The 13,555-nt window shown below is 54.3% G+C and carries 11 protein-coding genes; 7 read left to right on the forward strand and 4 right to left on the reverse strand.

Features of this window, described 5'->3' with window-relative positions:
- Window positions 1-53 precede the first annotated feature (53 nt).
- Both F0P93_RS27235 and F0P93_RS27240 read right to left on the reverse strand, forming a co-directional pair.
- Entirely contained in the window at window positions 54-368 is a 315-nt protein-coding gene (locus F0P93_RS27235) for a 2Fe-2S iron-sulfur cluster-binding protein (protein WP_150880930.1), read from the reverse strand.
- A gap of 91 nt (window positions 369-459) precedes the next feature.
- Entirely contained in the window at window positions 460-1,464 is a 1,005-nt protein-coding gene (locus tag F0P93_RS27240) for an NAD(P)/FAD-dependent oxidoreductase (RefSeq protein WP_150880931.1), read from the reverse strand.
- A gap of 299 nt (window positions 1,465-1,763) precedes the next feature.
- Here F0P93_RS27240 and F0P93_RS27245 point away from each other — a divergent pair, with 299 nt between their 5' ends.
- Window positions 1,764-3,293, forward strand: coding sequence for a right-handed parallel beta-helix repeat-containing protein (locus tag F0P93_RS27245; RefSeq protein WP_225309666.1), 1,530 nt, complete (start codon window positions 1,764-1,766; stop codon window positions 3,291-3,293).
- A gap of 202 nt (window positions 3,294-3,495) precedes the next feature.
- Here the strand turns inward: F0P93_RS27245 and F0P93_RS27250 are convergent, their stop codons facing one another.
- Complete coding sequence (locus F0P93_RS27250) at window positions 3,496-4,212, reverse strand: LytR/AlgR family response regulator transcription factor (protein WP_150880932.1); 717 nt, start codon at window positions 4,210-4,212, stop codon at window positions 3,496-3,498.
- Window positions 4,209-5,708, reverse strand: coding sequence for a sensor histidine kinase (locus F0P93_RS27255; RefSeq protein WP_150880933.1), 1,500 nt, complete (start codon window positions 5,706-5,708; stop codon window positions 4,209-4,211). Before F0P93_RS27255 ends, F0P93_RS27250 begins: the two co-directional genes overlap by 4 nt.
- Here F0P93_RS27255 and F0P93_RS31615 point away from each other — a divergent pair.
- The 6 genes from F0P93_RS31615 to F0P93_RS27280 all read left to right on the forward strand — a co-directional run bounded on the left by F0P93_RS31615 (window position 5,707) and on the right by F0P93_RS27280 (window position 13,554).
- The gene (locus F0P93_RS31615) at window positions 5,707-5,850 is read left to right on the forward strand and encodes a hypothetical protein (RefSeq protein ID WP_191908933.1); all 144 of its coding nucleotides are present in this window, start codon (window positions 5,707-5,709) and stop codon (window positions 5,848-5,850) included. The two genes, F0P93_RS27255 and F0P93_RS31615, sit on opposite strands and share 2 nt — an antisense overlap.
- Before the next feature lie 62 nt (window positions 5,851-5,912).
- A complete protein-coding gene (locus F0P93_RS27260) occupies window positions 5,913-6,803 on the forward strand; it encodes an ABC transporter ATP-binding protein (RefSeq protein ID WP_150880934.1) in 891 nt (296 codons plus the stop codon).
- Window positions 6,797-10,330 carry an ABC transporter permease/M1 family aminopeptidase gene (locus F0P93_RS27265; protein WP_150880935.1) on the forward strand — a complete coding sequence of 1,178 codons (3,534 nt, stop codon included), beginning with the start codon at window positions 6,797-6,799 and terminating at the stop codon, window positions 10,328-10,330. The genes F0P93_RS27260 and F0P93_RS27265 overlap by 7 nt, the downstream gene beginning before the upstream one ends.
- Before the next feature lie 101 nt (window positions 10,331-10,431).
- Window positions 10,432-11,433 (forward strand): ankyrin repeat domain-containing protein, encoded by a 1,002-nt coding sequence (locus F0P93_RS27270; protein WP_150880936.1) that lies wholly within the window; start codon window positions 10,432-10,434, stop codon window positions 11,431-11,433.
- 246 nt (window positions 11,434-11,679) lie between these two features.
- Window positions 11,680-12,966, forward strand: a complete 1,287-nt coding sequence (locus F0P93_RS27275; protein WP_150880937.1) for an O-antigen ligase family protein — start codon at window positions 11,680-11,682, stop codon at window positions 12,964-12,966.
- 78 nt (window positions 12,967-13,044) lie between these two features.
- The gene (locus tag F0P93_RS27280) at window positions 13,045-13,554 is read left to right on the forward strand and encodes a GNAT family N-acetyltransferase (RefSeq protein ID WP_150880938.1); all 510 of its coding nucleotides are present in this window, start codon (window positions 13,045-13,047) and stop codon (window positions 13,552-13,554) included.
- Window position 13,555: the final 1 nt, after the last annotated feature.

Genomic DNA, 13,555 nt, shown 5'->3' on the forward strand with positions numbered 1-13,555 from the left:
GTAAAAATACAACTAAAATGCATCATTTGAACGCATTTCCCCCACCAGGTACGCTACGCAGCCCGCAACCGGAAAACCGCGCCATCCAGCGACTCATCGACCCGCAACTGACACGCCAGCCGACTGTCCGAATCCGCGTCGGGCAAGGTATCCAGCAGGTCGCCTTCCGCATCGTTCACGGGCGGCAAGCGGGCGGCACCTTCCAGCACGGCCACATGGCAGGTGGCGCACAGAGCCATGCCCCCGCAGGTGGCCAGAATCGGGTATTCGGAAGCTTTCAGTACTTCCATCAGGCTCAGGCTGATGCCTTCCGGTATTTCGATCGGCTGCTGTCCGCCGTTTTGATCTTCAATGGTGAAGTGGATCATGGGGTAGAAGGGAGAGGATAGACCAGAGAATAGAGACAAAAACTGTGGTGGTCACAGGTCTATCCTCTCTTGTCTACCCTCTCTTGTCTTTTTAAAAGGTTGGTATTCCGTTGACGGTGGTGTATTTAAAACTCAATTTCTGACTGGGGTACACGTATTTGAACGCACTCTGACACATCAAAGCGGCTTCGTGAAAACCGCACAAAATCAGTTTCAACTTGCCGGGGTAGGTGTTGATGTCGCCGATGGCGTAAATCCGTTCCACGTTGGTAGCATAATCCGTGGTGTCGACCTGAATGGCTGATTTATCGATCTGGAGCCCCCAGTCGGCGATGGGGCCGAGTTTGGGCGTCAGGCCGAAGAGCGGAATCAGGTGATCGGTGGCGCGTGTCGTTACGGTTTTGTCCTTGCCCGTGATGGTGATCTCCTGCAAATGGCCGTTCCCGGAAACGCGGGTAATGTTGGATTGCAGAATCAGGTTGATCCGGCCTTCGCTGGCGAGTTCAAACACTTTTTCGGCCGAATCGGGTGCGCCCCGAAAGCTGTCGCTGCGGTGAATCAGGGTCACTTCTTTGGCAATATTGGCCAGGAAAACCGTCCAGTCGAGGGCCGAATCGCCCCCGCCCGCCAGCACCACCCGCCGGTCGCGCAGCAACTCCGGATTTTTAATCATGTACGAAACGCCTTTGCCTTCAAACGCTTCCAGCCCCTCGATTTCGGGTTTGCGGGGTTCGAAACAACCCAAACCACCCGCAATCACCACCACCTGGCAATGCACCACGGTTTGCTCGTTGGTGGTAATGAAAAACGAGCCGTCGGCCTGACGCTCCAGATTTTCCACCCGTTCGCCCAGCGTGAACGTCGGGTGAAACGGATTGATCTGTTCCATCAGGTTATCCACCAACTCCTGCGCTTTGACGTCAGGAAAGCCGGGTATGTCATAAATTGGTTTCTGGGGATAAATCTCGGATAACTGGCCGCCCACCTGCGGCAGCGCATCGATGAGGTGGCACCGCATTTTCAGTAAACCGGCTTCAAAAACGGCGAACAGCCCTACGGGACCCGCGCCAATGATGCAAATATCTGTTGTGATCATGGTATTTGTTTGTATTTGCTCATCAGGATGGTAATTATCGACCAGCTTTCCTGACTTCCGCCTGGCAAAGGTAGTCGCCAAAACCGCGAAAGGTCATAACAAAAGGTATGATAAAACAGAATATGGTATAAGTACAGGGAATAACGCAAGCCCTTCTGCGGTCGATTGAGTGAGTGGTCACGAGGTGGCGTATAAAGTCTCTTTTTTGTCGGAAAATGCGACAGCCGCAATCCGACGAATCCCGCACCTTTGTACCCGTAGTTGAACGCTACGCACAAAACAGTAAACAACATCAAATCATGAAAAAACGAATTCCTGCCGCGATGCCATTCGCGAAAAACTCCGCGTGGGTCACCACCGTATTTACCCAGCGCGCCTTTGCCATCCTCCTTTCAGCCACGTTCCTCGTAACCGGTTGTAAAAAAGACGACGTCGATCCAACCCCCGCTCCCTCTAACACCGTGACGGCCAATGCCGGTGCCGACCAGGAAGTGCAGGTGGGCGAAACCGTGAAACTCGACGGCAGTGCCTCCGTCGACACCAAAGGAGCCCCGTTGACTTTTCAGTGGACGATTGCTTCCAAACCCGCCAAAAGTACGGCAGCCATTTCGGCGGCCACCACGGCCAAACCCACTTTCGTCGCCGATGAAGTGGGGGATTACGAACTCGAACTGACGGTTTCTAACGCCAACGGAACCAGCAAGGATAAAGTAAAACTGGCCGCTTCCGTCGCCCAGCCCGTTGCCATCGACAAGAGCATCACCGTTAAAACCGTGCTGACCGACCGCATTGCCAACCCCGACTATCCGGATTATATCGTCACCAAAAGCATCACGGTCTCACACGAACTGACCATCAACCCCGGTGTCGTCATCGCCTTTGAGCGGGATACCCGCATGGACATCAACGACGGCGGTGGCTTGATCATCGCGAAAGGAACTGCCGAGAAGAAAATCCGCTTCATCGGTGCCGAGAAAACCAAAGGCTACTGGGTGGGTATCATGATCTACTCGGGCAGCAACGCCAACGTGTTTGAAAACATTGAAGTGATGCACGCCGGAAGCCGCGCCCTCATCAGCGCAACCAAAGCCGGGATGGGCCTGTTTGGCGGTGGAAAAGCCCAGATCGCCCTAAAAAACAGCCTTTTCTCGCAAAATGATGGCTATGGCCTGCTGGTGCAGGAAGGCGGTATTCTGCGCGAATTTGCCACCAACAGCTTTACGAAAAATACCGAAGCCGGGATTGTTCTCGATCCGGCCAACGTCGACAAACTGGATGCGGCCTCGGCTTTCACGGGTGAAAACGGCCGGAATGTGGTTGAAATCAAGGGGTATTACCTGCGGGAAGGCAGCGACATTACCTGGGGCGGTTTTAAAGACAAAACGCCGTATCGTCTGGCTGGTGATTTTGCGGTCGAATCCGGCTTGACACTGAGCCCCGGTGTGACGATCGAAGCAGCCCGCGATGTGGTCATGATGATCAATAGCAAGGGCTATCTGATTGCCAAAGGAACGGCCACCGAAAAAGTGACCTTCACGGGTGCCGACCGCACCTCCGCGTCCTGGAAAGGCCTGATGATTTACTCGAACAACTCCCGGAATGTGATCGAAAACGCGGAGATCAGCCACGGTGGTAGTCTGGCCATCGTTTCAGGTAAAAAGGCTAATGTGGCTTTGTACGGCGGTAATTTATCGGTCAAAAATACCACGATCGCCAACGGTGGCGGCTACGGAATCTTCGTCAGTTACAGCTCAAAACTCAACGCAGATGCCTCGACCGTCAACACCTTCAAGGCCAATGCGCAGGACAATGTTCTGCTTGAAAAATAAATTGTAAGAATTTGAGATTAAGGGTTTAGGGATAATTCAGACAGCCCGGTACTGCTTGTGCCGGGCTGTTTTTTGTATTTTTTTATAATAAGGAATGATAAATGTAAAATGATGAATATTAAATGTAAAAGTGCCGGATTGACAACTCCTTTTCCATTTGGCATTCATCATTTTACATTTATCATTCCCTTGTAACAAAAAATCAACCCTGCACAATCCAATCTTGCACCAACTGTCTGTAATTTTTCCCAACCGGCAACCGCTTCCCGTTCCGGAGCACAATCGTATGGCCTTCGATAAACTGCACATACGGTTTGTTGAGCAGGTAGGATTTATGAATGCGGATAAACGCGTCCGCAGGAAGCTGGTTTTCAAAACTGCTCAGGGTTCGGGGCGTCAGCAGAAAACCGGTTTCCCGCCAGACTTTCACGTAATTGCCCAGGCTTTCCAGGTAGTAAATTTCATCCAGATTGACCAACACCTGCTTTTTGTCGGACCTGATGTAGATCTGCGCGGGAGCCGGAGAAACCAGAGAAGGTGGAATAAGCACCGGTTCCCGACGGGAGAAATCAGCTAGCGCCCGGTTGACGGCTTTCAAAAACCGGTCGAACCGGAAGGGTTTCAACAGGTAATCGGAAACATCGAGATCGAAGCTTTCCAGGGCGTATTCTTCGTAGGCCGACGTAATGATTACCAGCGGTTTTCGGGTCAGGGTTTTTAACAGATCCAGGCCCGTGAGCCGGGGCATCCGGATGTCCAGAAAAATCAGATCGACCGGGTGCCGGCTCAGAAAGTCGAGTGCTTCCGTGGCCCGGTAACACTGCCCGCAAATCTCCAGAAAAGGCACATCCTCCGCATACGTCCGAATGACGTCATGCGCCAGGGGTTCATCGTCAATAATCAGACAACGCATCTTCATGAGAACAACAGCGTTAATTCGGCCGTAAACCGCTGATCCGTAGCGGTAATGACCAGCGTATGCTTTCCCGGATACAGCAACGTCAACCGCCTTTGAAGGTTTTGCAACCCAATCCCGGTCTGGCTTTTTTCCGGCGGCTCAAACGAGTTTTCACAGCGAATAGAAAGCTGCCGGACATCGGATCGAACCAGCAGGTGCAAAAAGGCCGCGTCCTGCGCCGGTTCAATCCCGTGTTTGAAGGCATTTTCAACTAGCACAATGAGCAACAGTGGGGCTACGGGCCGCCGATCGTCGGCAATTTCCTGTTCAAACCGGATGTCGGCCTGCCGTTGAAGCCGGAGTTGCTGCAAATACAAATAGTCTTCAAGATAGTCGATTTCCTGCCGGATGGTTACCTGCCGTTCCCGGCCTTTATAAATAACATACCGCATCAGTTCGGCCAGTTTCAGGATGCTCTCCGGTGCCCGCTCCGATTTCTGAAGGCTCAGGGCGTAGAGGTTATTGAGCGTATTGAAGAAGAAATGCGGGTTGATCTGTTGTTTCAGCAAATCGAGTTCGGCTTCGGTTTTTTCCTTCTCCAGCGACACGATCCGGGCGTTCTGGTTGAACCACTGCAACGCCAGCACCACGGGCAGGCTCACCAGCATAACCGCCAGAGCGGCAAACGCATTCTCCAGTTGAAACGGGTTGCTCGAAAAAAAACCGCCCAGCCGCTCGTTGATGGGCAACAGCAGCAACGCCTGAGCGATCAGCGGATACAGCAACGCGATGGTCGCCAGCACACTCAGGGTGTAAAACACCAGCCCCTTCTGTTTCAGAACGTGGGAAACCAGAAAGTGGCTGTTGAGGTAAAAAAACAGATAACCGCTCAAATACATCAACAAAAACTGTAGCGCATAACTCAGGAAAGTGCCGAAATGGTGGAAGAGCTTACCAAAATCCAGCGTAAACGCAATCAGCAACTGCTCCTTCGTATCATACAACGGGTTGCCCAGGCTCGAAACGGCCATGGCCGCCAGCGTGACGGAAATCAGCGTGACGCTGATGATGAGGGCTTCTTCCAGACCAAATTTTTGCAACCACTGAACCCGCCGAAGCTGCTTTTGCAGGTAGGCTGCACTTTCCAGCAGCAACTCGAGTAGAAGCGCGTAGAAAGCGGTCAGAATGAACAACGAAGCGGGCAAGCCAAACGGGACGAAATAGACAAAAACCGCCGTGCTGACGGGAAGGTAAAATGCGAAACAGGCCAGCCACCGTTGCAGATACCGACGGCGGGGCGGTTGCTGTTTCCAGTGTGGTTTGTACCCGGAAAAAACCAGAACCGGCAGCAGTAATACACTGACAGACAGCACTGATTGGCAATAGGTCAGCCAGGTGGTCGGTCGGTTGGTCAGGGTATTGGCGATGCTTAACGCACTGGCCATCCCTAGAAAAAGCCCGATCTCCAGGTATCGAAGCAGTCGTTCGGGTTGGTAAACTACGGTATTCGTGGTCATGGGACGATCAAGAAAGCGGGTTACGATGGAATCCCCAAATCAAAATGACAAACGGACCGAAGCCGGTGACGAACGTCGCCGGAAGGCTAAAATCAGGCCGGATGCATCGTTCGTCACGAAACCGGCTGCGTTGCTCATGTAAACCGGTCAATGATGGCGATCTCCCCTACTTTTCGACTCTCTTTCGTTACGAACCAACTTGGTATGAGTCGCTTACAAATCAACCAACTCAGCAAACAATACGCCAACGGCGTGAAAGCCTTGGACGCGGTTTCGCTCACCATCCCGAACGGTTTGTTTGGCCTGCTGGGCCCGAACGGCGCGGGCAAATCGTCCCTCATGCGTACCCTCGCCACCCTCCAGCAACCCGACAGCGGTACGGTTTTCTTCGATGGCGTCGACATTCACCAGCATTCGCAGCACTTGCGGAGTCAGTTGGGCTACCTCCCGCAGGATTTCGGCGTGTATCCCAACGTGTCGGCGAGCGAACTCCTGCATCACCTGGCCATTTTGAAAGGACTGCTGAACCAGCGCGACCGGCGTGAACAGGTCAATGCGCTCTTGCAGCAAACCAATCTCTACACGGTTCGGAAACAGGCCGTTAGCACATTTTCGGGCGGGATGCTGCAACGGTTCGGGATTGCGCAGGCACTGCTGGGAAACCCGCAACTCATCATCGTGGACGAACCAACGGCGGGTCTCGATCCCAAAGAGCGGAACCATTTTCACGATCTGCTGAGCGAAATCGGCGAGGAGGTGGTGGTGATTCTGTCGACGCACATCGTGGAAGACGTCTACGAGTTGTGTCCGCAACTGGCGATCCTGGCGTCGGGAAAAATCATTGCGCAGGGCAGTCCGGCCCACCTCACCAGCACGCTACAAGGCCGGGTCTGGGGCAAAACCATCCCGAACGACACGCTGCCGCAGTATCAGGCGGCCTACACGGTTTTGTCGACCCGCCGATTTTCGGGAAAACGCCAGGTGCTGGTGCTGGCCGACGAATGCCCTGAGGCTGGTTTCGAACCGGTTTCGCCCAGTCTGGAAGAAGTATATTTTTCGGTTCTACCGGAAACCAAACAGGAAACCGTATGCTAAACCGCTTACTTCGCTTCGAAGGTTGGTATCACAGCCGCCAGCTCTCGTTCCGGGCCGCAGCCGGGTTGTTCTTTCTGTTTGGACTCATCGCCGTGCGGGGCGGTTTCGGGGGCGACGCGGTATTTACCAACGCCCCCTACGTCGTCAATGCCCTGGTGGCGTTGCTTTCGCTTCTTTCGATCCTGGTCAGCACATTGCTGTGCGCCAACGTGGTGTTGCGCGATACCACCTACCGGATGGACGCGCTGGTTGCCACGAGTTCCGTCCGGCGGTTTTCTTACTTTACGTCCCGGTTTTCGGGTTTATTCCTGGCGGTTTTCAGCCTGCTGGGGCTGGCGGTTCTGGGCCTCTTCGTCGGTTCTTTTCTGAGCGATCCAGCCCGGCGCGGACCGGTTCATCTGGCTTTTTACGCCTGGCCAATGCTGGTGTTCGGGGTGCCGAATCTCTTCTTTTCGATCAGTCTCATTTTTAGCACGGCCCTGCTGAGCCGGAGCCCACGGGCGGTTTATACCACCGGCGTGTTGATTTACGTGCTGTATCTGCTGGGTTCGGTTCTGGGCAATTCGCCCCTGATGGCGGGTTCGGCACCCCGTGCGGATTCGACTAGCTTGCTCCCGTTTCTGATGGACCCTTTCGGACTGGCACCGTTTTTTCAGGAAACCCGTTTCTGGACCGTCGAGCAGCGAAATCATCAGCTTTTTCCCGTCAACGGTTTGTTCGGGATCAACCGCCTGGTGTGGAGCGGACTGGCCCTGCTGGTGCTGGCGGTCAGTTATCGCGGGTTTTCGTTCGGCGAAACCAAACCGGTTCGTTCCCGAAAAACAAAACCGGAGTCATCCATTGGGCCGCGAATACTGTATCGCCGGTACCACCTGACGCCCGGCACGTTGCGGCATACGGCAATGGCGTTCGGAGCGCAACTAAAATCAGAAGCCAGGGCGGTTTTTGGAAATTTCCCGGTTTGGGTGATGCTGATTCTCTGGGTTTTCCTGACCGGAATCGACCTGAAAGACCACCTGCGCAACGGCTGGTTCGGCATCGTGACGTATCCGGATACGGGGGTGATCGTCGAATACCTCTGCTCGATCCGGCCCGCCCTATTGCTGATCATTTTCTGGGGAGCCGAACTGGTCGGACGGGAGCGATTGGGTCAGCGGCAGGCATTAATCGCCAGCACACCCGCGCATCCGCTCGTTTTCGTCGGAGCCAAACTGGCGGCTTTAGCCCTGCTCATTGGGCTGATCATCAGCATCAACATCGGGATCGGGCTGACAATTCAGGGAATGGCGGGCTATTTAGAACCTGGCGTCCTGCTTTACGGGTCGCTTTACTATTACAGCGGTTTGCCCCTGCTGTGGTTTGCGGTTCTGGTTGTTTTTATCCAAACCCTCAGCCCGAACAAATACCTCGGCTTACTCCTCAGCCTGGTGGTGGCGGCCCTGCTGGTTTTCAGCCGCCGACTCGGCATCGAACATTACCTGCTCCGGTACGCCGTCGTTCCCGAACTGAATTATTCATTGATGAACGGTTTTGGTCATTATGCCCCCGCTTTCAATTGGTATATGGCCTACTGGGGCTGCTGCGCGGTTTTGCTCACGATTCTGTCCGTCGGCTTCTGGCCCACTACGCTGCACGTCCGGGCGCGGCACCGCCTGAAAACCGTCGGAAAACAGGTCGGGAAAACTGGAAGAATCCTTTTCGGCGGAGCGTTTCTGCTCGGATTGCTGGTGGGCGGATTGATTTATTACCAGACTAACGTGATTGGGAAATACCAAAGCAAAGCCACCCGCCAGAACTGGCAAATTCGCTATGAACAGACCTACAAACGGTTTGCAAAACTCCCCCAGCCGGTGATTACCGCCTTGAAAATGCAGGTGGATGTGTACCCGGAACGTCGCCAATACCGCGTAAAGGGACGTTATCAGCTTCAGAATCAATCCAAAACGCCCCTGAAGCGGATCTGGCTGGGTGTCGACCCGGAGGTTTCGGCCGTTCGACTAACGCTCCCCGGCGGTCAGAAGAAAACCTACGACCCGGTTTTTCATCAATACCAGTTCGAACTGGCCAAACCGTTGCGGCCGGGCGAAACCACCTCGCTGCACTTCTCGATGGCGGTTTTGCGGACCGGTTTTATGCCGTTTAACAGTGAAAACTCGGTGGTCGAAAACGGTTCCTACATCGAACTGGAGAAATACGTGCCGTTTCTGGGCTACAACACCCGGCTGGAATCCGACGATGAAACCGTTCGCCGGGCAGCGGACCTGGGCCGGCAAACCGTCCGGAATCCTTCGGACCACTACCACCGGATCGATCTGGAAACCACGATTTCAACGGCTGCCGACCAGCAGATTGCCACGGTGGGGACACTGCAAAAATCGTGGATTCAGGGCGACCGACGGTATTTCTCCTATCAATCAAGCCACCCGGTGCCGTTCATGTTTGCGCTGAGTTCGGCCCGGTATGCGGAAAAAACCGACGTGTATCAAGGCGTGGCCTTGCGCATTCTGTATCAACCGGGGCAAACCGCCAATATCCCGGCCATGATGCAGGGCTTGAAGGATGCGCTGGCGTACGGCATTCATCATTTTGGCCCGTATCCGTTCCGGCACCTGACGCTGGCGGAAATCCCGCAGTATGGCGGTTCGGCAACGGCCTATCCGGGAACGGTTTTCAGCCGGGAAAAACTCAATTTCCTGACGGATTTTCGGGAGCCTCGAAAGGTGAATTATGCTTACGCCACCGTCGTACACGAAGTCGCTCATCAGTGGTGGGCGCACCAGCTTCGGCCGGTTTCCGGGCCGGGCGATCAGTTGCTGACGGAGTCGCTGGCGAAATACACGGAAGCGACCGTTCTCCGAAAACGGTACGGCAAAATGATTTTACGACCTTATTTTCAGGGCGATAAGAATTTTTATTTTGCCAGCCGCCATCAGTCGGAAGCGGAATTGCCGTTGGTTGTCACGGAGAATCAGCCGTTTGCCGGGTATCAAAAAGGCGGTCTGGTGCTGTGCCGGATTCAGGAACAGATGGGTGAAGAGCATTTCAACCGGGCGTTGCGCCAACTCCTCACCGACCACACCTATCCCCGGAAAAAGCCAAAACCGGACGATCTGGTGCAGGCCCTGAAACGGGAAGCAACGGAAGAACAGCGCCGACTGATCGATGAGGTTTTGCGGAGCGTCGTCACCAACGCCTTGTCCATTCGGGTCCTTTCCTGTAAATCGCTTGCTAACAGGCAGTTTGCGCTTACACTGGAAGTCAATCTAGCGAAAACTGAGCCTGGAAACGGTGGCAAACCAGTGGTCCTGCCACCCGACGATGCATGGGAAATCGCGGTTTTTGATCAGCCTTCGGACGAATGGACTGCGGCTACAAAACCCGTTTACAGCCGGAAATACCGTTTCGCAAAGCCGCGCACGATCGTTCAACTGACCATCGCCAAAAAGCCAAAAGCCGTCGCGATCGATCCGTATGGCTACGCGTTGGACGAAAATTCGCAGAACAACGTGGCAGATATCAACGAGTAGGCCAAGGAAACTCGAACCATTTCATAACCAGCTATGTACTGAACGCTACCCGTTGTTCAGTGCGGGTAGTGTTCCCGATTTTCGGGGCGTACTTTCAGCGTATGAAAATCCTTGCACTGACCAACTGGTCGCTCATCGGCTGCTATGCCGTTTTGATTGCGTATCTGACGCTGAATCAATCCGGCACCGACGCTGCGGGGCGGGGACTGGCCGTGGGCTACCTGTTTGCGGGTGCCATTCTGCTGGTGGCGGTTCTAGGCCTGAATCTGCTGCCTTTTCCGGCTACCAAAATAGCGGTTTTGGTAGCCCTGCTGGTTCCGGCAGCGTTGAGTCTGCGTACATGGGCGTATGTGTTTTCTTACACACACCGGACCGAAAAAGACAATCAGGGCCGGTGGGATGGGTCGTATTATTTCAAAGATCCCGACCAGCGACGCATTGCGGAGGCCATTGCGGCCAACGACCTGCCGCACTTGAAAGCTCTCCTGAGCGGCCCCCACCCCCGGCTGAACGAAAGCGGTGAGGAGCATACCACCTTGCTCGATTTCGCGGCTCTTCGGGCCGCCGGTCGGCCTGAGGAACCGTTCCGCGTGGAAGCACTGGCATTGCTGCTGGCGAAAGGGGCCACGTTCGAAACCGCCGATTCGCTCCATACGCCGACGCACGTTTTGGTGGCCCGGCAAGGTCCGGCGGCCTTGCTGGCCTGGTTTCTGAAACACGGAGCCGATGCCAACGCGAAACACCGCCAGAATCAGAACCTGCCGGTTTTGCTTGTCGTCCTGGATGATCCCACAGAACGGCTGGAAAAAGTAAGGCTGCTGCTGGCGCACGGTGCTGACCCCAATGTCGTCTACCCACCTGCCGACTACGGCTGGCTGGTCGGCCATTCGGTGCTGCTGGCGGCTGCGCGCCAGGATTTGTGGGAAATCTGCCAGGTTTTGCTGGAGCAGGGTGCCGACCCCGCCTTTGTTGGGCCCCGTCAGCTTGTTTTTCGGGAACTCCTGACAAAGCGGGCAACGGTGTACGCCGAAACCGGAACGACGCCCCCGGCTTTTACCGGCCTGCAAAAAGTCCGGGAAAATTTACCGGGAAAGAAGCCCTGATGAACAAGCCTTTACCCCGATTTTCTTCGTACCCTCCGGGGCTATACGATAAGATTAGCGAAACAATTACAACTACTTCCCGGTCTACAGGGTCTTATAGAAAACGGTGGGATCGCATGCGGGGGTGGATAACCGGTTTTTCGAAGGCAAAATCCCCTCTAAACAGTTGATTAGCAGCTTGGTCGTGTGGCGTTATCGTCGCCCCAGCCTGTCCGCATGACGCAGTCTCCAATAAAAACAACGTGAATGAATAGCTTGACTGCGTACGATAAGCATTTGGCCCGGATTGTGATGTTTGCCTTTTTACTGCCCAACCGGGTGCAGATTTTTGTTCTGATGGGAATTTTTCTGTTCTGGGTCGTCAGAGACAATTTTTTCAATAAAAACCGAGCCTTCCGACCCTACGGCGGAGCTTTTTTACTGGGCAGTGTCTACGTACTCTACGCCCTCCATGTCCCCTTCACCGATCCCGCCAACCGTTCCGGCGTCCTTTTTGATCTTGAACAGAAAGCCAGCCTGTTTGTCGCGCCGTTTGCCCTTCTTTTTTTACAACCCCAAACGCGCAAAATCCTTTCGGGTGAGCTGATTTACTTCGTTTACGCCTGTTTTATTTCCTGTTTGGCGGGAAATCTGTTTTATCTCCTCGAATATGGCTGGCAAATCAGCGGCCCGGAAGCCCACATTCAATACCGGCTTTATTTTGAAAAAATCACGAGCTTTCACCCGACTTACATGGGTATCAACCTATGTTTTGCCACCGCCATTCTGTTGATTTCGCCCAAACACCGGCAGCAACTGAAAGGCTGGAAACTGGGCGCGGTGCTCTTCCCGCTGTTCCTGTTTCTGATGGCACTGATGCCCAAAGCCCCCGTCATTGCGCTGTTCGTCATCCTGCTGTATTACGGCTGGATCAACCGGATGCACAAATACCAGCTTGTCCCCATTCTGGCCGTATTGATTCTTTCGGTATCGGTTGCCTGCATTTCCATCCCGTTCAGCAGCCAGCGGATCGGTGAATTTTCGGCTTTAATCAACGCCAAACCGACCGATAATCCCAATGCCAATTCGGTGCAGATGCGCCAGGTGATCTGGTCGGTCGATCTGGACGTTTTGAAAGAACATTGGGTGGCAGGCTTGGGCCCCGGCTATGTCGATCAGGCCTTGACTGCGCAGTATGAGGTCTACTCGAAAATGCTTCATATTCCGCTGGTGGCCTACGACACGCACAACGAATACATCAACCAATGGCTCTCGTTTGGCCTGATTGGCATTGGCTTGCTGCTGCTCATTCTGGGAGTTCAGTTTGCCAATGCGTTCCGACGGCGCGATCATCTCTACGCCATTTTGCTGATGATTGTCAGCATTACCTTCTTCACCGAAAATGTCTGGTCGCAGCAACACGGGGTGGTCTTTTACTCCTTCTTTACGGCTTTGTTTTTCCTGACCGGGATGAAACTACCTCCGAATCCGGTAGAGCCGGAAGTCGTCAAAACGAGAGCCCGGCCGGAGAAAGTCATGCACGAAATTGGATAAAAACCGCCGTAGCGGGGGTAACCAGCCGAAAACTTCCGTATTTTACCCCGGTTTTTAAACGATCAGACTTCATCCTCCATGACCGTACGCCTGGCGACTTCAAATGACATCCCGGCTTTACTCCAATTGATCCGGCGCGTAGTTCCGCTGATGCAGGCTTCCGGTAATTTTCAGTGGGACGACCAGTATCCGAACGCTGCGGTTTTCGAAAATGACATTGCGCTGAACCAGCTCTGGATCGCTGAACGGGACGGAAAACCGGTCGGGGTGGCCGCTATCACCACGGATCAGGAGCCGGAATATGCGCAGGTGGGCTGGGATTTGAGCGAAACGGCCCTTGTCGTGCATCGCCTGGCGGTTGATCCTGCCGTTCGGGGCCGCGGCATTGCCGCTCTGCTGCTGGCGCAGGCCGACGAAGTAGCCCGCCAACGCAGCATCGACGTGCTCCGAATCGATACGAATACCCAAAACGAAGCTACCCAGCGGCTTTTTCCAAAGGCCGGTTATGTATTTGCCGGTGAAATTGGGCTGGGGTTCCGGCCTGGTTTGCGGTTTTACTGTTATGAAAAGCGGTTGAATCTTTCCTGAA

Source organism: Larkinella humicola (assembly GCF_008727875.1).
In the GTDB taxonomy this organism is placed as follows: domain Bacteria; phylum Bacteroidota; class Bacteroidia; order Cytophagales; family Spirosomataceae; genus Larkinella; species Larkinella humicola.

Coding starts and splice junctions, on each gene's coding strand:
- F0P93_RS27235 (WP_150880930.1), bottom strand. CDS start 368: ATGATCCACTTCACCATTGAAGATCAAAACGGCGGACAGCAGCCGATC.
- F0P93_RS27240 (WP_150880931.1), bottom strand. CDS start 1,464: ATGATCACAACAGATATTTGCATCATTGGCGCGGGTCCCGTAGGGCTG.
- F0P93_RS27245 (WP_225309666.1), top strand. CDS start 1,764: ATGAAAAAACGAATTCCTGCCGCGATGCCATTCGCGAAAAACTCCGCG.
- F0P93_RS27250 (WP_150880932.1), bottom strand. CDS start 4,212: ATGAAGATGCGTTGTCTGATTATTGACGATGAACCCCTGGCGCATGAC.
- F0P93_RS31615 (WP_191908933.1), top strand. CDS start 5,707: ATGGGACGATCAAGAAAGCGGGTTACGATGGAATCCCCAAATCAAAAT.
- F0P93_RS27255 (WP_150880933.1), bottom strand. CDS start 5,708: ATGACCACGAATACCGTAGTTTACCAACCCGAACGACTGCTTCGATAC.
- F0P93_RS27260 (WP_150880934.1), top strand. CDS start 5,913: ATGAGTCGCTTACAAATCAACCAACTCAGCAAACAATACGCCAACGGC.
- F0P93_RS27265 (WP_150880935.1), top strand. CDS start 6,797: ATGCTAAACCGCTTACTTCGCTTCGAAGGTTGGTATCACAGCCGCCAG.
- F0P93_RS27270 (WP_150880936.1), top strand. CDS start 10,432: ATGAAAATCCTTGCACTGACCAACTGGTCGCTCATCGGCTGCTATGCC.
- F0P93_RS27275 (WP_150880937.1), top strand. CDS start 11,680: ATGAATAGCTTGACTGCGTACGATAAGCATTTGGCCCGGATTGTGATG.
- F0P93_RS27280 (WP_150880938.1), top strand. CDS start 13,045: ATGACCGTACGCCTGGCGACTTCAAATGACATCCCGGCTTTACTCCAA.